We start from the raw sequence: 19935 nt of genomic DNA, 5'->3' as shown, positions 1-19935 counted from the left end.
CGAAAGCTGGCCGGTCAAAAATAATCACAGGGAACGCGGCATCTGACAAGTGAGGTTGCGACATTGGAAATCAGCGACATTTACCTTCAGTTGGCCGTCGCACTGGCGATTGGCACTCTCATCGGTATCGAACGCGGCTGGCATGAGCGGGATAATCCCGAGGGCACGCGCGTCGCAGGTGTCAGAACATTTGCGCTTATCGGCCTGCTTGGCGGCATCTTCGGCTTACTGACCCGAGGTCAAGGGGCAATCGGGCTGCTTGCGCTCGTGGTCGTATTTGTCGTGGTGACAATCACCGTAGCCGCCTTTCGCTATCGCGAGGCTGCTTCTGCCGGAGACTTCGGAACAACCACTGTGGTTGCCGCCATGCTGACATTCGCGCTCGGCGCTTTCACCGTGCTTGGAGACACTGTCGCCGCTGCGGCTTTCGGAGTCGGTGTTGCCGGCATTCTGGCGTCCAAGGCAGCACTGCATGAATGGGTCAAACGCATAACCTGGCAGGAACTTAGAGCCAGCCTCGTTCTGCTGGCGATGACCGTCATTTTATACCCGATCCTTCCCGAGCAGATGAGCGGTTTTTTCGGCACACTCAATCCGCGGGAACTCTGGTTGATGACAATCATGATCGCAGCGCTGTCATTCGTCGGATATTTGGCAATCAAGATTGCAGGCGAGCGCACAGGTATCCTCCTGTCTGGCCTTGCAGGCGGACTTGTTTCCTCGACGGTTACCACCATGAACATGTCACGGCTTGCGAAGGCCCATCCGGACCGGGAGCGCTTATTTGCCGGAGGCACCGTTTTCGCCGGCGCCATCATGGTCTTTCGGGTTCTTGTAATAGTCGGAGTTTTCAATCCTCTCTTGATGCGGTGGTTGGCTCCGCCACTGCTGCTTGCCGGGACAACCATGGTCTGTAGCGGCGTGTTTCTTATGAGACGCGGCGATGCTGAAACGGATCACGAACCATTGTCACTGCGCAACCCATTCAACCTGAAGTCAGTTCTGGGTTTCGGGGCGCTGCTTGCTTTCGTCATGGTGGTGGTGGATGCGGCCGCGGGCCGCGTTGGCGAAACAGGTATTCTCACGGTGGCGGCCGTATCGGGACTGGCCGATATAGATGCGATATCCCTGTCACTTGCCAGACTGGGGCGCTCTCAATTGGCAACCGGCAGCACTGCGCTGGCAATATTGGTTGCCGTTTTGGCAAATACGGTTTCAAAGGTCGGTCTGGCCTGGTTCATTGGCGGCGCGCGACAGGGTTTACGACTGCTGCTGACGGCCTTGGCTGCCGCTGCCATGGGTTATTTGGGATATCTATTGGGAGAATTGCTGTATTGGCATCCGAATTGAGCGTGTACAGCTCAGCGGAACGGGCCAATGTTCGGAATTGAATCTACCGTGAAAAGCTTGTCGCGCGAATCTTAGCGCCATCTCTTAGGCCTGCAAGATACACAACAATAACTGCCTGGAACCAGCCCCGACAGGCAATGTCCGTTCATTGAAACGATCCCGGGAAATTCCGTGACGGTTGAGAGAAATTTCCGCCCGACAAACTCCCGAGTCAGTTTGAAACGTTCCGCCGGCTCATCGCCGCAAAGGGAAAGATGCGGGCCTGCTTGACGCAGATCAACCCAAGACGCAATCTGGCCGGGCAATGTCACAGGCGAAGTCCAAGAGAACCGGTCGGTTATTGTCATTAGCCCCAATGGACCGTCACCTTGCGGCAGAATATCCTCAGGGGAACAGTCCAACATCCGGATGAGACTCAGTGAAAATGCTCTTAGGCGCTCTTTCGATCCTGCACGCATTGGTGGCTATCGGTGTTACTAGCCATGTTCTTCTGAACAAAAGTGAAGTAAGAGCCGCCATAGGCTGGATTGGCCTTGCATGGCTTTCTCCATATTTCGGGGCGATCATCTATGTGGCCTTCGGAATCAATCGCGTAACGCGGCGTGCGTCGCGGATTAATCGCCGAACACGGGCGAATGCTGATGTTGCAGCGCAACTCACGCTGAATGATGCGGGACTTGATCCGAATATGCGTACACTTGCCGAGATCGGCTCGCGTGTTACGAAATCTCCACTGTCTTACGGAAACAGAATCGAAATTTTCCAAGGTGGCGATGAAGCCTATCCCGAGATGCTTGCCGCAATTGCAAAGGCGCGCAGCAGTATTGCGCTTGCAACTTATATCTTCCGGCCCGATCAGGTCGGTACCGAGTTTGTCAACGCCCTGATTGCAGCAAGTGAGCGCGGTGTCCAGGTTCGTGTCCTGGTCGACGGGATTGGAAGCGGATACTTCTTCTCACCGGTCGTCCGCCAGCTCAGCAATGCCGGTATTCTGGTGACGCGGTTTCTGCATGATTGGCGCCCGTGGCGAATGTCATTCCTTAATCTGAGGAACCACAAGAAACTCATTGTTGTTGACGGAAAAATAGGCTTCACAGGAGGACTGAACCTCGGGCGCGAGTACTCACGCGTCAGGTTCCGCAAGCAGGCTATCGATGACGTGCATTTCCGGCTGGACGGTCCCGTTGTCCATCAGTTGATGACGAGTTTTGCAGAAGATTGGAATTTCTCGACAGGTGAAATGCTGGACGGCGACATTTGGTGGCCAAAGCTTGACCCGTGCGGTTCGGTTGTCGCGCGTGGCATCAATTCGGGGCCGGATGAGGACTTCGACAGCATAGAGACGGTCCTTGCCTCGGCAGTTAGCCTGGCAAGACATCGCATAAGCATCGTGACACCCTACTTCCTTCCTGACGAGCGTTTGAAGTTTTCGCTCAATCTGGCGGCTCTTCGTGGTGTGCAGATCGATTTGCTCATTCCGGAACGGTCCGATCACGCATTTATCGACTGGGCAACACGCGCGCACCTGTCTTTTTTTCCCATCGGGCGAATTCGGTGCTTCATGAGCCCCGCACCATTCGATCATTCCAAGCTGGTTACGGTGGACGGCAACTGGTGTGCCTTCGGCAGTGCAAATTGGGATGTCCGCAGCCTACAGCTGAATTTTGAGTTCCTTGTTGAGTGCTACGACACCGACACCGTTTCCGCGATAAATGCAATAGTCGGCGAAAAAGTTGCAATGGCTGAACCATTGACGTCAGATCAGTTGGCCGGGCGCTCTACAATCGGCCGGTTGCGTGACGCCAGCGCTCGTTTGTTTTTACCCTATTTGTAGGGATACGACCGATGGGAAAGATCGCCGACAGATTTACAACCGGGCTGCGTCGTCGCGAAGATACCGAGGTCAGTCAACGTGGCAGGCTCCGGATCATCAGTTGGAACCTTTTGCATCGTTCCGGAGCACTTGCGGGCGATATTTCCGCATTAATCGAAAGACACCAGCCGGATCTGTTTCTTATGCAGGAAGTAACGGGCGCGATCGAGCCATTATCCGTATCAGCCCATGGACAGTACTACACGCAATCCTGGCCGGGTCGTCGTCATGGGCTCGCTGTATGGAGCCGGACTCCGTTGCAGAACCCGAGGCCCCTGGAATTGCCATCGTCGAAACTGCCGGGCAGACTTCCCACGCGATTTGCCCAGGTTCTTGAAATCGCCGGATTAACTGTTGCCAATGTCCATCTGTCACATGGCCAAATACTCAATCGGCGTCAATTGCGCCTAATTGCGCGTTCGACTGAGGGGCCTACGGCCATCATCGGCGACTACAACTCGTTTGGCCCGGTGGTTTTGCGTGGCTTTTCAGATGTCGGACCGCGAGGCTCAACACATCACGCGCACGATCTTTTGCCGTTCCGTCTCGACAGATGCATGGTTCGCCGATTGCACTGCAGCAACGCCCGAACACTGCTCAAGGGACCCTCGGATCACCGGCCCATATTGCTTGATTTCCGCTATCCGGGAGATGCCCGCCCGTGATTTTATTGTTACCTTTCACGCGGACAGCATCCAACCTCGAAACAGCCCATGTGAGTGGTTAGAAAATTGGACTGGCGCTATCCGGGAAAGGCAAGGTGACAGGGATCAGTCAACCGCCGATTTATATATTCACTGCTTCCAGGAATTTCCGGGGCCAAGGGTCTGTTGTGCTACCCTGTCCGCACGGGAGGTGCGGCCTCATATGCCGTCAATAAGAATTTGTAAGTTCAAAGGAATCCAAGACCATGTCGATAAAGCGAATTCTTCTGCCCGTCAGTAATCAGGATGACGTTACACAAATCGCAGATTTCGCATTCACTCTCGCGGGTCATCACAAAGCCGAAGTCCAGGGCGTTTTCCCGCAGCACAGTGTCTGGACTGACGAGTGGCTGGACAACTGGGGTCTTCCGGAGGGTGAAATCGAAGCTTTGGAAATGCAGTCCAAGAAAAATGCACAGGAAGCCGAACTCGGGGCCCAGAAGATCTTTGAAGACCATGCCAAACGCCATGAAAAGGTGCCGGCGAAATTCCTGCCGACGTTTGATATGTCCACCAAATCGCTTCTTGATTATGCGATTTATGCGGACGTTGCCGTGCTTGGCCATATTTCAAGTCCGCAAAGCAAATATATGCGGTTTTTGGCAAATCAAATGCTCACCCAATCGACAAGGCCGGTGATAATTGCTCCGTCGAGGCCAGTGCCCAAAAACCTTGGCAATCGTGTTGTAGTGGCCTGGAAACACGGGCAGGAGGCTTCTCGTGCTGTTGCGGCTGCTTTGCCCCTAATCGAAAAGGCTGACGATGTCGTGATCGTTTCCGTAGGTGGCAGTAAGGACCGGAATTCTCTTGATGATTTGGGGAGCTACGTCTCGCTGCATGCAAAAAATGTGGATATTGCTGTTCTTGATCCAAAAGGACAGAAAACGGGGCATCTGCTGGTTGAAAAGACCGCTGAAAAGTCCGGCAGTATTTTGGTTATGGGTGCCTTCAGCCACCGCCGGTGGCGAGAACAGGTATTTGGCGGCGTGACAGACTACGTGCTGCATAACACCGACGTCCCCGTCCTGATGATGCATTGAAACGCCCGATGAACAATTCCGCGCACGGATAGGCGATTTCAAATCGAAATTGCCGTTCAGACCCATAGCTACCTGGCGCTGGTTGTCGCACCATTGATGCTAAATCACGGCCCGATCATTTGACCGCCCGCAGACCGGTTCATGAAATCGATCACGCATGTCCATTCATGGCTGCAGAAAAACCGGAAAACAACATTCTACCCCAGCTCTATGCATTGTTTCAAAAGCACCGTTAGCTCAGCCTTGGGGAACGCTTTGTCGGGATAGATTTCGACGTGCCGCCCTTTCTCCCCCTGCCCCTTCAGCAGACCTTCCGGTGCGTCCAGTTCACTCCCGCGAACAAACCCCAGATTAGCGTGGTCCTTGCCGCCATAAAGATAGCAAATGGGCAACTGATTTCGATCGAAATAAACAGGCGCACCCCATTTCATGCCTTCCTTTGCCTCAGGCAACGTTGTTTGAATGAGTTTTCGCAGCGCAATCAGCATCGATTGCACGGGTGCGCTTCTGGCAGCGATATAGCTATCCACGGTTTGAGTTTGTTTTGCCATGCAAAAAACCTCTCGAAATCAAAATGAGAGGTTGGTTGAATTTTGGCGTGCGCCCTTGATGTAAATCAGTTCCGAGCAAGTTTTGAAGGATGGCGGATTGTGAAAGAACCACTGCTTGGCTTTCAATTTCTGCGATACTGGCAACAATGTCAGGAACAATTTCAAAGCTCTGAGACGCAAGACGGCCAATATTTGACGCCACAGCATTGCTGTCGGTCAGAGTGACTTATATCAATTCTCGCCGACCTTGCGAGAAACACCAGCCGATTGGTTGTGGTGCCATTTTCCGGTGCACGAGGAGGCTTGAATCTTTATTAGCAATTTCTTATATATTAATATACAGATATATAGGAGATGAAAATGTCACTTGACCGTTCCGTACTAGCCTTTGCCGGAATAATGGTTCTGATATCGGTGGTACTGACACAGTGGGTATCGCCGCTATTTGTTTGGTTCACTGTGTTCATCGGGCTCAACCTCTTGCAGTCGGCCTTCACAGGCTTTTGCCCGGCGGCCTCCCTCTTCCGAAAATTCGGAATCAAAGAAGGCGCAGCATTTTAAAGAATCGCGACAAACAACTGTTCATGGCATCTGAAATCGGCAACCGGCCTGGGAACTGGCTTTGGTCAAGCCGTATAATTTGAGGCCGGGAAGGAATTCGACAATTGAAATTTGTCGTTGCTGATCGTCTTGTCACCCGTTTGAAAATGCGTTTGCAAACGGGTCTTTCAGCTCATCCCTGATTATGTGTCTCAACCTTGTCGGTTGACATGTCACGATAGATGAGCCCGCGCCGAATGAGTAACTTCTCGATTTCAACTGCCACAAGTGTCAACAAAGAGAGAGCCAAACAAACCGCGAGGTCAAACAACGGCAGCGGCTGGGTGTGAAAGATGGCGTTGAATACCGGCATATAGACGATCATCAACTGCAGTCCGATCGTGAGCAGGACCGCACCCAGCATTGCTCTGTTGGAAAATATCCCGATCGTAAACAGCGATTCCCGCTCGCTGCGTACCGCCAGGGAATGAAAGAGCTGCGAAACGGTGAGCACCGTGAAAACCACCGTTTGCCAATATTCTGCGCCGCGGCCATAGGCCCATGCCTGGGAGGCGATGGAAACCCCGCCGACGAACAGGCCGTACCATATGATATGCTGCCACATGCCACGCGCAAATATGCTCTCATTCGGAGGTCGCGGTCGCCGGCTCATGATCCCCCGCTCCGCTGGCTCGGCAGTAAAGGCAAGTCCCGGAAGTCCGTCAGTAACCAGATTGATCCACAGAATATGGATCGGAAGCAGCGGGATCGGCAAGCCGAAGAACGGGGCAAGCAGCAGGGTCCAGATCTCGCCGGAGTTTGAGCTCATGGTGTCCTTCACGAATTTGCGGATATTGTCATAGATGCGCCGACCCTCGCGAACTGCGCTGACAATGGTGGTGAAATTGTCGTCAAGGAGCACCATGTCCGCTGCCTCACGAGCAACATCCGTGCCCTTTCTTCCCATCGCCACGCCAATATTCGCCATTTTTAGTGCGGGCGCATCATTGACGCCGTCGCCCGTCATGGCGGCAAACTGACCACGCTCCAGCAATGCTTGCACAATTCGGATTTTCTGTTCGGGGCTGACGCGGGCATAGACCCGAACATCTTCCACCCGGACCTCCAACTCTGCCGGCGTCATGCGATCCAGATCGCTTCCGGTGAGCACCTCGTCGGCTTCCACGCTTATACCGAGGCGCATGGCAATGGCCCGTGCGGTGCCCGGATGGTCGCCGGTTATCATTACCGGTACAATGCCTGCGGCCTTGCATTCTTCCACGGCGGCCCTGACGCCGGACCGGGGCGGGTCGATCAGCGCCACCAGGCCGAGGAGCGAAAGCTTAGTTTCAATTTCTCCATCAAGAAGTACGGGAACCCTTTCCAGATGTCGGCACGCCAACGCCAGAACCCGGTAACCGCTGTCTGCCAGCCGTTCGGCTTGGGCCATCGCATGGACCGCATCGAACGCATCGCCACCGGCGTAATCCACACATCGCGGAATGATGGTCTCCGGTGCACCCTTGCAGAACATCAACACATCCTCACCATCGCGATGCAGTGTGCTCATCCGCTTGCGCTCTGAGTCGAACGGCAGTTCAGCAATCCTCGGGAAGGTGTTTTCCAGCTCCATCTTGTCATGGCCGATAGCCATCGCAGCCTGAAAAAGTGCGATCTCGGTCGGCTCGCCAACCGGCTTGCCGTCTGCATCGGTTTGCACGTCATTGGAAAGGGCGAGAGCTTGCCCGAGAAGGCGCATCGACGTGCTACCGTCCGCCGTCAAGTGGTCATACGAGGCTTCCGCAATGACAATCCGCTCCAGCCGCATGGAGTTCTCTGTCAGCGTGCCGGTCTTGTCGGCGCAGATATGTGTCACCGATCCGAGTGTCTCAACAGCAGGCAGGCGCCGGATAAGGACGTTTTTTCGGCTGAGTTTTGCACCGCCAAGGGCGAGGGACACGGTGATCACGGCCGGCAGCGCCTCTGGCACCGCGGCAACGGCTAGCGACACCGCGGTGAGAAGCATCAGGATCGGCGGTTCGCCACGTAGCAGACCGATGGCAAAGATGAACACGCAAATCGCCAGGATCGCCAGCGCCAGGCGGCCTCCGAAGGAGGCTAGCCTGCCTTGCAGCGGAGTGCGGACGATCTGCGCTGCAGACAACATGCCTGCAATACGGCCGAGTTCAGTTTGCGCACCGGTTTCCACAACCATACCGCGGCCGCGGCCATGCGTTATCAAAGTTCCCTTGAACGCCTGATTGGCCCGGTCGCTCAACGGCAGGTCTCCGGGCAATGCAGCGATGACTTTCTGCACAGTCCGTGATTCACCGGTCAATAGCGATTCATCCACCTGCAGATCGGCGCCCTCGATCAGACGCAGATCAGCGGGAACAGCATTGCCCGCTTCCAGGATAACCACATCACCTGGAACCAATTGCTCAGCCGGAATTGTTGTTGCCGCGGCATCGCGCAACACCGATGCCTCCGGTGCGGCCAATCTGCGAAGCGCGGCGACCGCGCGTTCCGCACGAAATTCCTGAACAGCGCCAAAGACCGCATTGAGCAGAACGATAATCAGTATGACGATACTGTCCTGGGGCTCACCCACGAAAGCGGCAATGACCGCCGCTCCGATCAGAACCAGAATCAGCACGTCGCCCAGTTGATCCAGCAAAATCCGCCACGGTGGGCGTCGAGGCTGCTCAACGATGGCATTGGCGCCATATCGCTTCAGCCGTTGCGCGGCTTGCGCACTGGAAAGGCCTGCGGGCGCGCTGTCCAACCGATCACACACTGCGTCTATTTCTAGACCGTACCAGCGCAAAAATTCACTCACGTGGACATTCTCCAACAAGACCTACTGGGATTCGCGAGGTCGAAACAGCCGCGCATGTGACTAGATGGCAGCCGGCTCGCATTCAACTTTATAGCTTAATCCCGGCGACACGGAGCACTTACTGGCCGCGTGCACTACATGCCGCCGCATCATCCCCAAAATTGGCGACCTGCACACTCATGAATCCGGTCCTTGCGACGTCGCAACGCATCCCAGCTTCCGTCAATATTGCGGCCCCAGCAGTCACCTTTGGAGACAGTTTCTTGGTTTGCCTCATGGTGCCGCTCTCGCCTATCTATTCAGCTTGCCGAAGTCGCGGGAAAGACAATTGATGTGCATCAATTTCCGAGTGCGGAAGGATATCAGATAAACATCCGGGCAGAATGAGCTTTACATTTTGATATGAGCAAATTGGCTTAATCCAGTTCGATGTCGCAATAAACTGTTGTAAAATTCCGCAAATAAACTGGCTAAAAGTGGTTGAGATCTGAAGTCGCGCAATGCCTACGTGGCGACCAATCACAAAGCGACGAAACACATCGAACGCTTTCCTACGCTATTTCTTGTTATTATTAAGAAAACTGGCGCACCTGACACGATTCGAACGTGTGACCTCTGCCTTCGGAGGGCAAAGGATAAACGGTTTTTGAGGTTTCCTGCTTAAGCTAGATATTCCGTTACCTTTTGTTTTTTAAAGCTTTTGTTGTATGGCGGTTGATTTGCATTCCTTGACGTTCTGGCTTTGGTGGTTACTATGTGGTTACTTTTTTGAAAAGTAACCACCGAACAGGGTTCCGAACTTATGCCGGCAAAGCTGACCAAAACGACGATAGACCGCGCGCAATTAAAAGACGCGGACTACTTCATTTGGGATAGCGAGCTGAAAGGATTTGGCATCAAGATCGCCAAAGGCGGACGCAAATCTTATGTATGCAAATATCGTGTTGGATCAGGGCGTACCGCTCCGACACGCCGTATGACAATCGGCGCGCATGGCTCCCCCTGGACGGTCGAACAAGCACGCACAGAGGCGCGAAAGATCCTCGGACGTGCCGCCAATGGCGAAGACCCCGCCAAGGAAAAACAGGATCAACGCAAACAGCTCACAGTGGCACAGCTATGCGACCTATATCTCGAACACGGAATCGGCGCGAAAAAAGCGAGCACGGTGGCTACGGATCTCGGGCGGATCGAACGGCACATCAAACCGCTTCTCGGAAAGAAGAAGGTACCGTCCGTGACCCGCGCAGACGTAAGGCGCTTTTTGCAGGACGTGGCGAACGGCAAGACATCTGCGGACATAAAGACAGGTCTGCGCGGCCGCGCGATCGTTCGCGGTGGCAAAGGCACCGCTACGCGAACAATCGGCCTGCTCGGTGGAATATTTTCGTATGCCCAGGATTGCGGATTGATCGAAGTAAACCCCGTGCGCGGTGTAAAACGCTTCGCGGACAGGAAAGGGGAACGCTATCTGAGTAAACAGGAACTTGTCGCCCTGGGGAAGGCATTCCATGATGGATTGGAACGGGGCTTAAACCCGCTGGCCATTGCGGTCCTGAAACTTCTCGTTTTTACCGGCGCTCGAAAGGGCGAGATAGAAACGCTGAAGTGGAGCGCGGTCGATTTTGATAATGGATATCTCAAGCTTGCTGATTCCAAGACTGGCCAGAAAGCCATCCCGCTCAACGCTAGCGCGCTGGAGGTGCTGAAAAATCATCCAAGGCTACATGACTCGCCTTTTGTCTTTCCGGCTCACCGTGGTGATGGCAATTATGAAGGCACCCCCAAAGTATGGCGCATAATCCGGTCGATAGCAGGATTGGAAGACGTACGCCTGCATGATCTACGCCATAGTTTTGCCAGTGTTGCCATATCGGAAGGCGCTAGCCTGCCAATGGTGGGCGCATTGCTTGGACACAAGGACGCGGCAACGACACAGCGCTATGCCCACCTACACGACGATCCACTAAAAGATGCAGCTGAATCAGTTGGCAGCTCTATTTCGGCATCCTTGATAAACGGCGAGTGAGAACTCCTGTTCACGTCGCCCAAAGCCAGGCATCACTTCAGGTCGCAAGTTGTTCCAACGCCTGATAGACATCCGAAATTTCATTGACGTTCAATTTCTTTGCGCCATGTCGGAGCATTTCCTCAGCCCAAGTTATAGCCGGATCTTCAGCAACGCGCGGCATCAGGAATAAAGGCCGACCAATGCGAAGCGCTGCCCAGCCCTGATGACGGGTGCCGCTGTTTTGTTTGGCTTCGATGATGATCGTTGCATGGGATATCAACGCCATGGTGCGATTGCGTTTCGGGAAGTTCTGCCGAGACACTGGATCGCCTGAAGCAAACTGCGAGACAGCCAAATGGTCTTCTTTGATTTCTTCCAGTAGTTCCGCGTTTTCAGGAGGATAAGCGACATCGAGGGCAGTGCCCAAAACGGCGATCGTCATACCGTTATTGGCGATTGCTTCACGGTGCGCGGCACTATCGATTCCGACAGCCAATCCACTGACGATAACAGCACCTTCGTGCGAAAGAGCGCGGGATATATGGCGGGCATCGCGGATCCCATCGTTAGACGCATCCCTCGAGCCGATTATCGAGACTCTGATGCCTTCCCTCAATAATTCAACATCTCCCTGAGCAAAAAACTCGGCAGGCAAAAATTTTCGTTCGGCAACCGACAAGGGGCCGATCATCTTTTCCAGATCTATTCGCGCATCCGCCGATTGTCCCTGCTGCATATCACCTCAAAGCCCTACCTGACTGCATACAAGGCGCAATTTGCCGGCAACCGCACTGAGTTAAACCGATGGCAGTCGTAATGGTGCCATTCAAAATGCCTTATAATTGACGGGCGGAACACGATCAATTTAGACGATAGAGCGAATTGCCTCAGTCGACGTCCAAACTCTCGATCACTCCTCCCGCAGCGCACGCATTCGGAAAAACTTGCGACGATGCTCTGTCCTGTGCCGTCTCATCGCCCGTTATATCTGTACGGCCAAGCCTGCATATCTCAACCACATTGCCATTGCCGTAGTAGAAAGCTGAGTACGCGTCGTCGGCGCTGTGGGTAAACCGGTGCTCGCTCCATTTTTCGTTCAGCGCCATCTCGGTCACGGTTCCGTGCGCCATATGACGCCATCGCCTGGTTGGTCGCCTCGCCATAGGACGCATAGGCGGTTTGTTCGACGAGGTTGCCTGTGGCATCGGTGACAATGCGCACCGAAGACAGATGGTCGCGGTGAATGTAGGTCGGGCTGGTTCCGACCATCTTCACATCCATATGCGGATAGCGCGTATAGACTTTGGGGTTAAGGCACTTATATCTTTGGCTCAGTGAAAGGGCTGCCTACCAATTTGTCCATAATCAATTTTGCCTTGGTATTGTCGTAGCCGTAAGCCATTTCCAATGCACGTGCGCAAAAAATGTCATCGAACCCAGTAAACTTCAGAAAATAAATAAATCTGTCCTCTTTTCTGAAGAGAACTTTCACAACCCTTACAAAAAAACGCCAACGAAACGTGTCTATGTTTGAGAGTGCGTCGTGTGGCTTTTTGTTGTCTTGCATAATCATTTTCCCGGAAAAGTTGCCCGACCTGGGCGGCCTTTGGGACCGGCACCCGTCACCCTAGCACCCGAAAACGTAATATTTCCAGTAATCCCAAAATCTGACCGCACTTTGTCTGCTAGTTCCTGCCCGAGGCTGCGCGTGTGGGAAGTACCAAGTGACCGGGCACCGGGTCCGGTGACGTTAACTTCAACGGTGGCGTCATTCCCCTTTGTGGATACCGGTCCTTGAACCCTCACTTGTCCGTTAGCAGTATCGAACGTTTCATCAATATATTTGTAACCAGTCTGAACACCCGGCTTGGGCCCAACATTGTCGCCGGCTTTTGCAAAGTTTCTAAATCCCGTTTTGGCTGCTGATGCACCAATTTTTGCTGGCGCTGTGGCAATTCCCACAAAATCTATCGGACTCATCGACTCCTGAGCTCGACCGTTTCCAGTAACAGGACTGGGAAGAGTGCCTGGTGCGTAGTGTTGCCTACGCATACCGCTCCAATCTTCATCCAACCAATTATCAGCAGCATTTTTGACCATCTCTTCGACACTATCGAATTCCGGCTCGACGTCGCCACCAAGCCCCCGGTCCAGAGCGGCTCCAGTCATGTCATCGTCCATCACTCCTTCATAGAAATGCCCATTCGGATCGCTTTTGTTGACCGGATCATTCGCCGCATACGCATAGCGGTTCGGCCCGACGCCCTCCTTGATCGGATCCCAGTCATCGGGCGAGATGAACCTTCCGAAGGTGGGATCCATGTAGCGGGCGTTGAGATACATCAGGCCCGTTTCGGGATCGTGCCGCTCGTTGATGTAGCCCTTTTGCGTCGCCATTGCCTGGTTGGTCGCCTCGCCATAGGACGCATAGGCCGTCTGCTCGACGAGGTTGCCGGAGGCATCGGTGACGATGCGCACCGAGGAAAGATGATCGCGGTGAATGTAAGTGGGGCTGGTGCCGACCATCTTCACATCCATATGCGGATAGCGCGTATAGGCGTTGAGAGCATAGACACCGGTTGAGACGGGCGTTCCCGTCGCATCGATCTCCGCATCGGCATCCGGATACAGCGTCTCGCCGCCGGCACCGACTTTCTTCACCCGCCTGCTTTCGGGGCCGTAGGCAAAGTCGATGGTTGCAGAGGCCGCATTGATCACCTGCTTGAGACGGTTCGCCTCATCCCAGGAAAGCGTGCGTGTGCCGTCAGCCGTCATGTTACCGTTGCTGTCATACGAAAGCGCACTGGCGCCAAGAGTGAGCGGCGCATGCGGGCGTTGAACGGTGTTAACCGGATCAACGTGGTCCTCTATAGAGCCCTTGGAAATCGCAATGTGATAATCGTTGTCGCTGTTGACGGCAGCAATGTCGGAAAGGCCGTCACCGTTGAAATCGGCAATCTTCCAATCCGCAAACGAGATCGTTCCGTCGCGATCAAGCCATAGTTCCGTGTCGAAACCCGTGCCGGTCGAGATCGACACGTTATAGTCGCTCTCACCATTGGCAACGACAAGATCGTCCCGGCCGTCGCCGTTGAAGTCTGCTGTGTTCCATTTGTGGTCAGAAAGCATGCCCCCGTGATTCTGCCAGAGGCTTGTTGTGAAACCCGAGCCATTGGAGATGGAGACATAGTAGTCGTTATTGATATTGGCTACGATAAGGTCATCCTTGCCGTCGCCGTTGAAATCGGCCGTTTTCCATTCATGGTCTGCAAGACTGCCGCCGTGATTGGGGGAGAAGCCGGTACCGAATCCGGAGCCATTTGACGGATACGCATAATAAACATTATTCGCACCGACGACGATGATGTCGTCCTTTCCATCACCATTGAAGTCCGCGGTTGTCCAATCGTGATCTGAAAGAACGCCGCCCTGATCCAGCCAATTGGTTGTCGTGGTGAAACCCGAACCATTGGAAATCGAAACCCAATATCTGTTATCGGGGCCGGCCACGACAAGGTCATCCAGACCATCGCCGTTGAAATCGGCAGTCGCCCATTCGCAGTTCGAAAGGACACCGCCGTGATCGAACCACCTGCTTGTCGTGAAGCCTGAACCATTGGAGATGGAGACATAATATTCGTTGGCGCTATTGGCCACGATTAGGTCATCCTTGCTGTCGCCGTTGAAGTCCGCGATCTTCCATTCGTGGTTTGAAAGCACGCCCCCGTGATCCTGCCACAGGCTTGTGGTGAAACCGGAGCCGTTGGAGATAGAGACATAATAGTCATTGTTGCTATTGGCTACGATAAGATCATCCTTGCCGTCGCCGTTGAAGTCGCCGATTTTCCATTGATGATCTGCAAGGCTACCGCCATGATTGGGGGAAACGCCGGCACCGAACCCGGAACCGTTTGACACGTAGGCCCGATAGACATTGTCAGCGCCGACAACAATGAGGTCGTCCAGACCATCGCCGTTGAAGTCCGCAGTCTTCCACTCGTGGTCCGCCAGAACACCCGCGTGATCAAGCCACATGCTCGTATCGAAGCCATCACTGATCGACGGTACGGTGATTTGATGTGCCGGATAGACAAAAGCCCCCGCCAGTCTTGATCGTGTGAGCAGGTTGCCGCCATTGTCATAGGAGAATGTCTCGGTGAGTGTGGCATCACCCTGATTGGTGGCGGTAATGAGCTCATCGCGGTCATTGTAGGTGTAAGTCCAGCTTTCCGCAGGGGTGAGGCCTGTGATTGCCGTGATGCGGCCCATTGCATCGCGCGTGTAGCTGTTGTTCATCAGAACCGTGGCATCGGCCTTGGTCGTCACGATGCCCGTCAGCCAGCGCCGCTGCGGCGAATAGGTAAAGTCCGTCGTCACACCATTGGCATAGGTGATCTGGTCCGTCTGACCGTCCGCCTCATAGGTGATCGCGTTGATCAGCGACGGAATGCTCTTCAATCGGCCGTCATAGCCATAGAGCCATGGCGAGGCGGCAGAACCGACGGCTACAAGATGCGGATCGTAAAGCTTCCAGATGGGAAGCTCGCCCTGGTCCTCGCCGGTCATCGTCGTGTGGGTCGCCCCGTCGATCGTCACCGCGTTCTTCGCCACATTGCCCGATGAATGATAGTCGATCGTCCTTGAGGCATTGGCGTTCGAAGCAGATGTCAGCTGGCCCATATTGTAATAGCCCGAGCGCTGCTCGTCATAGGTGTTGGTGGCAAGCACGGGATCCGACACAACAGGACTTGTGATGGTGCGCGACAGCGGACGCCCGATGGCGTCATAGCTCATGGCCGTCACCATGCCGCGCGCATCCGTCTGGGATGTCAATCGGCCTGCCTGGTCGTAGGCATAGGACCAGTTGCCGAGGTCCGGATCGCTGACCGACAGGCGGTTGCCGGCAAGGTCGTAGGCGTAGGACCAGAGCGCACCGATATTGTCTTTCACGCCAATCAGGCGGTCGAAGGCGTCATAGGAATGCCATTCCTTAGTATTGGCCGTTTCCTTGTGCTGATAGATCACCTTGCCGCGGGTGCTGGTGACGGCCACGGACGTCCGGTTCAGCTCATCGGTCAGACGCACCGCCGTGAGCGGCACATTGCCCGCAGCATTGCCGACAGGAACGGAATTGGACAGCAGATAGGCCATCGACCGGGACGAACCGTCCGGGTTCTGCGTCGACACGACACGATCCGCCCAGTCATAAGTGTGCGTGGTCCAGTAAGTTGATTCTCCCTGAACCAAGGAATGGCTCGCAAGCTTGATATTGCTGCGGGCGTCATACTCGGTCCAAGTCCGAACCGAACCGGTATAGCAGTCCGGCATGCACTCCAGCCTCAGGAAGAACCGGCCGCGACCATCAAAATATTGGTGAATCCGTGTCCAGATGTCTGCGGCACCCGGCAATCTCTTTATTGTCCGGACACGCTGCGCAGTCGAAGGATTGCCTTCATCGATATAGTCAACCAGTTCCTCGGCACCGGTCACTGTGTTGATGTGACTGTAGTGCCGGCAGAAGACGTCCTGGCCATAGGTATGCAGCACACCATTGAGATCCGTCAGTGACGCCGGAATCCCGCACACCGTATTGAAGGTCTGCGTTGTCTGCTGACGGGTATCGCCGCCGAAGTACAAGGCATTGCGTGTCGCTACCGGATAAAGGTGATAGGTCGCATCATAATCCCATTCCGTCCGGTTGCCCTCGCCGTCAACCTCATGGGTCTTGTTGCCATAGGCATCGTAGCCGTAGCTCATGGCAATCGAGGGCAGCGATGCATCCGACGAGCGCAGCACCGTGCGGCCCGTCACATGGCCTTTCGTCGGGGCAACACCATGGGATGCGCCGTCATAGGAAAGCTGTTCCTGCGACAGCAGCGTGCCGGACGTTCCCGATCCCTCATAGGTCGACACTGCCGATGGCATCGAAAGGATGTAGTCGGAGACATTGGCGATAATGCTCTGCGCCTTCGTCGTCTCGTCGCCCGATACACCCGTGCGGCCTAGATTGCGCTCCTCGATCACATTGCCATAGCCATCGTAGGAACGCTCGACACGTGTCGTCAGCGTGATCGCCGAACCGGACGTGGCATCGTTCTCGGTCAGTGCCGTCTCGGTCGCGGTCCTCAGCGCCGTGTACGGCTTGGTTGCGGTGTTGACCGTATAGCTGTGCGTGACCTTCTTGCGCACCGTGCCGGCGCCGTCCTTGTAGGTCACCTGATCCGGTGCACCGTAGCTCGCCACATCCTGGCGCAGAACCGTCTCCACCGTCGGGCGGGCCGTCTCGCCATTGGCCAGCGGCTTCGTCTCAACCACCTTGGAAAAGCCGAGGAAACGACGCTCGCCCGTATCGTACTTGCCGCCCTCATAGGAATAGTTGGTTTCGGCAACCTGCCCGTTGCCATTGTCATGGGCAAGCGACGTCACCAGCGGCATGACAAACGGCATGAAAGTGTGGGCATATCGTGAAGACGGCGTGTACTTCAGCGTCACCGTCCCGCCGAGCTCGTCCGTCACCGTCTTCAACAGACCGGGCGTGCCATCCGCATAGTTCGAGTACCAGACCCAGGAATTGCTCGAGCCGCCCTGATAGTTGTAGATCGGATCGCTGATGCCATCGCCGTTAAAGTCGCCGGTACCGATGTGATACTCGTTGTTCCAGCCAAACAGCATGGATGTATCGATATGCATTCGGTGGCCGGATGCAGCGGTGCGGAACTGCAGGAACGCGTGACGGCGCTGATCCGTGTTGCCGGCATGGGACAGGTAATCGATCATGCCGTCGCCGTTAAAGTCGGCAATACCCGGCGCGCGATTGGCCTTCGGGTTCCCGTAAACCGTGCCGCCGTCAACACGGACAAATGAGACACCGGTGTTCAAATAGACATGCACCTGGCCGTAACCGCTGTCGAAACGGATCATATCGGCCGCGCCATCGCCATTGACATCCATCACATGGCGCTCCGCCCCCCAAACCGGAGGAAGTGATCCGGAGTAGCCCTCAACGGCCATGCTGTAACTTGAAGCATCAAAAGTGTAATTCCGCTCCTCGCCATTGCCCCTGAAGTCGGCGCTGCCCTGCTCATGGTTCGAAGATTCAGCAAATACCAAATCACTCACCATATCGCCGTCGCGGTCTGCGGAATAGATGTTGGTATTCGTGAAATTGTTGAAGTATGCGCCGCCGCAAACGGAGCTGTATGCACCGTCCGAGCAAAGCGATTTGAAACCACCGGAGCGGCTGTAACTTATGAGACCACCGATCTGGGCTTGCGTTATGGACGCGGAAGAACTTGGTCCTGTATCGTAGGTTAACCAGAACTGAATTCCGAACAGGGCGCCGTTTACCGTTGGCGATACAAACGCACCAGACCGTTGAAATGCAATCCGGTTCTGGCTGTTGGCATTAATGGCAATTGGCGCTGTGATGTAGCTTTGCACGTTTGCGTTGGGATCACCGGTGTTGCTGAAAGCATAGACGGCGGAGGAGAAGGACGGCTGGCAATTGTCCTGCGAAGGACAATACTGACCGATCCCGACACTCTGCACCTCGTCAAAACCATCATGGTCCAGATCCGTTGCCAGCAGGTTGGAAAATGCTGCAATGCCGTTTATCGGCTTGTTGACCGTCGTCCTCGATGTATTGACGTCATAATAGGTCATGGAGACCGGCGGGCGGGCACTGCCCGCGGTGATGGCGCCATCGACGGCAACAACCGCATCCGTGCCATAGCGCGTGATTGTGGTCAGACGCGAGGCGCCCGAATAGGCATCCTCATCATAGGTCAGCGCAACCGCCGAGCGCATCGAACCGCTCACCGTCGTTGCGATCGACCTGATCCGCTTCTCATAACGCGTCAGCGTCTGGCCATTGGCCATGATGATCATGTCCGGACGGGTCTCCAGATAAAACCGGACCTCGGTGCCGTTATAGGTGATCGTCTGCGGATAACAGGCAGGAAGCGTGTCGCAGGCATAGGTGAAGCTCACCTGGTTGCCGTCCGTATCGGTGATCGACGAGATCAGCCAGCGGAACTGGTCGGCAGAATTGGCATGTTCGACGGTGCCACCGAAGCTGCCGGCCGACGAAAGAACGGTTCTAGTTCCGTCCCGGCCGGTGATCTCCCAGCTGTTGGTGCCGCTTGAGAACTTGATGCGCTGGTAGCTCTCGATCTGGGTCGCATGCGTTCCGCCATTGTCGCAGGACGGGCTGACCGTGCCTGCCACACATTCAACCAGCTCATAGCCGTTGAGAAGAAAGACATCCTTCGCATCGTCATAATAGGCAAGGCCCCTTCCCTCGCTGACCCTTTCGATGACATCAAAGCCGTCAATGCCCCAGCCGTAGCCGAGCCAGCCCTGATAGCGGCCGCCCCGCTTGGTCTTGCGCGAGGAATCGTATTGCAGCTCGATTGCCGGCTCCAGCCCGCGGAAGCCAGGCAGGTCAAGACCGTATTCATAGCTCGCATTGCCGCGGCCCGAAGCGGTGGGAAATTCCCCGGTCGGTATTTTGACGGTATCGCCAGCATCACCAACCTGCGCTTGTGCCTGATGAGAGCCGAACATACATGCAGCCAACACAACGGACGCAATCAAGCAAGTTCGAAACATCGATGGCAAAGAACAATAATTCATCGAATTGCCTAAACGAACACAGTGGATGATATCGAAACCGGTACAACCGGGAATAAGGCAGGAGCTCCTTAACGGCATTGCAACCCCCAATGCTAGCAAGTATCCGCATCCTATTTGATCTCACCGATCAAACAGGGTGTAAGATTCTGTAATAAAATACTTTTTAATGACTACGCGACTGACGTGGACAATATCTGCCGTTTGAGACCAAAAAAACAGCAGATTACAATACACGCATAACGGTTATTTAGTTGATTGGTGATTCGCAACCATAAATATCTACTGCATTTGCGATGACGCGGTATTTTCTGTGGAAACATTTGTCCGTTGCGACGGTTATGATTCTACATTGCTGCGCTGATATCAGTATTCACATTGAAATTTGAAAGGTAT

General features: G+C 54.7%; 11 protein-coding genes. 6 read left to right on the top strand and 5 right to left on the bottom strand.

The genetic code is table 11. From position 1 onward, the window contains the following. Positions 1 to 63 precede the first annotated feature (63 nt). The 4 genes from ABVT35_RS02020 to ABVT35_RS02005 all read left to right on the top strand — a co-directional run bounded on the left by ABVT35_RS02020 (position 64) and on the right by ABVT35_RS02005 (position 4967). Entirely contained in the window at positions 64 to 1350 is a 1287-nt protein-coding gene (locus ABVT35_RS02020; RefSeq protein ID WP_368464586.1) for an MgtC/SapB family protein, read from the top strand. Between the two features lie 424 nt (positions 1351 to 1774). Beyond that, positions 1775 to 3184: a phosphatidylserine/phosphatidylglycerophosphate/cardiolipin synthase family protein gene (locus ABVT35_RS02015; RefSeq protein WP_368466253.1), complete on the top strand. Its 1410-nt coding sequence runs from the start codon at positions 1775 to 1777 to the stop codon at positions 3182 to 3184. An 11-nt stretch (positions 3185 to 3195) separates the two neighbouring features. Continuing rightward, a complete protein-coding gene (locus tag ABVT35_RS02010) occupies positions 3196 to 3888 on the top strand; it encodes an endonuclease/exonuclease/phosphatase family protein (protein WP_368464584.1) in 693 nt (230 codons plus the stop codon). Positions 3889 to 4133: 245 nt separating this feature from the next. Beyond that, positions 4134 to 4967 (top strand): universal stress protein, encoded by an 834-nt coding sequence (locus ABVT35_RS02005; protein ID WP_368464582.1) that lies wholly within the window; start codon positions 4134 to 4136, stop codon positions 4965 to 4967. 197 nt (positions 4968 to 5164) lie between these two features. Here ABVT35_RS02005 and ABVT35_RS02000 read toward each other — a convergent pair whose 3' ends face one another. After that, positions 5165 to 5518 carry a DUF1801 domain-containing protein gene (locus ABVT35_RS02000; RefSeq protein ID WP_368464580.1) on the bottom strand — a complete coding sequence of 118 codons (354 nt, stop codon included), beginning with the start codon at positions 5516 to 5518 and terminating at the stop codon, positions 5165 to 5167. Positions 5519 to 5878: 360 nt separating this feature from the next. Here ABVT35_RS02000 and ABVT35_RS01995 point away from each other — a divergent pair, with 360 nt between their 5' ends. After that, on the top strand, positions 5879 to 6079 hold the full coding sequence (locus ABVT35_RS01995; protein ID WP_368464578.1) for a DUF2892 domain-containing protein: 201 nt from the start codon (positions 5879 to 5881) through the stop codon (positions 6077 to 6079). A gap of 172 nt (positions 6080 to 6251) precedes the next feature. Here the strand turns inward: ABVT35_RS01995 and ABVT35_RS01990 are convergent, their stop codons facing one another. Beyond that, positions 6252 to 8897 (bottom strand): cation-translocating P-type ATPase, encoded by a 2646-nt coding sequence (locus ABVT35_RS01990; protein ID WP_368464576.1) that lies wholly within the window; start codon positions 8895 to 8897, stop codon positions 6252 to 6254. An 802-nt stretch (positions 8898 to 9699) separates the two neighbouring features. Here ABVT35_RS01990 and ABVT35_RS01985 point away from each other — a divergent pair. Beyond that, positions 9700 to 10926: a tyrosine-type recombinase/integrase gene (locus ABVT35_RS01985; protein ID WP_368464574.1), complete on the top strand. Its 1227-nt coding sequence runs from the start codon at positions 9700 to 9702 to the stop codon at positions 10924 to 10926. A 37-nt stretch (positions 10927 to 10963) separates the two neighbouring features. Here the strand turns inward: ABVT35_RS01985 and ABVT35_RS01980 are convergent, their stop codons facing one another. The 3 genes from ABVT35_RS01980 to ABVT35_RS01970 form a co-directional block, all read right to left on the bottom strand. Then, complete coding sequence (locus ABVT35_RS01980; protein ID WP_368464572.1) at positions 10964 to 11644, bottom strand: DNA-processing protein DprA; 681 nt, start codon at positions 11642 to 11644, stop codon at positions 10964 to 10966. A 151-nt stretch (positions 11645 to 11795) separates the two neighbouring features. Further along, complete coding sequence (locus tag ABVT35_RS01975) at positions 11796 to 12038, bottom strand: hypothetical protein (RefSeq protein WP_368464570.1); 243 nt, start codon at positions 12036 to 12038, stop codon at positions 11796 to 11798. A 439-nt stretch (positions 12039 to 12477) separates the two neighbouring features. Then, positions 12478 to 19473, bottom strand: a complete 6996-nt coding sequence (locus ABVT35_RS01970; protein ID WP_368464568.1) for an FG-GAP-like repeat-containing protein — start codon at positions 19471 to 19473, stop codon at positions 12478 to 12480. Positions 19474 to 19935 lie beyond the last annotated feature (462 nt).

This window comes from Hoeflea sp. TYP-13 (assembly GCF_040932035.1).
GTDB lineage: Bacteria > Pseudomonadota > Alphaproteobacteria > Rhizobiales > Rhizobiaceae > Hoeflea_A.
This window is presented reverse-complemented; position numbering and strand designations above follow the sequence as displayed.

Bases quoted from the DNA above. Each gene is read 5' to 3' on its own strand.
- ABVT35_RS02015 (WP_368466253.1), top strand. From the start codon at position 1,775: ATGCTCTTAGGCGCTCTTTCGATCCTGCACGCATTGGTGGCTATCGGT.
- ABVT35_RS02010 (WP_368464584.1), top strand. From the start codon at position 3,196: ATGGGAAAGATCGCCGACAGATTTACAACCGGGCTGCGTCGTCGCGAA.
- ABVT35_RS02005 (WP_368464582.1), top strand. From the start codon at position 4,134: ATGTCGATAAAGCGAATTCTTCTGCCCGTCAGTAATCAGGATGACGTT.
- ABVT35_RS02000 (WP_368464580.1), bottom strand. From the start codon at position 5,518: ATGGCAAAACAAACTCAAACCGTGGATAGCTATATCGCTGCCAGAAGC.
- ABVT35_RS01995 (WP_368464578.1), top strand. From the start codon at position 5,879: ATGTCACTTGACCGTTCCGTACTAGCCTTTGCCGGAATAATGGTTCTG.
- ABVT35_RS01985 (WP_368464574.1), top strand. From the start codon at position 9,700: ATGCCGGCAAAGCTGACCAAAACGACGATAGACCGCGCGCAATTAAAA.
- ABVT35_RS01980 (WP_368464572.1), bottom strand. From the start codon at position 11,644: ATGCAGCAGGGACAATCGGCGGATGCGCGAATAGATCTGGAAAAGATG.
- ABVT35_RS01975 (WP_368464570.1), bottom strand. From the start codon at position 12,038: ATGGCGCACGGAACCGTGACCGAGATGGCGCTGAACGAAAAATGGAGC.
- ABVT35_RS01970 (WP_368464568.1), bottom strand. From the start codon at position 19,473: ATGTTCGGCTCTCATCAGGCACAAGCGCAGGTTGGTGATGCTGGCGAT.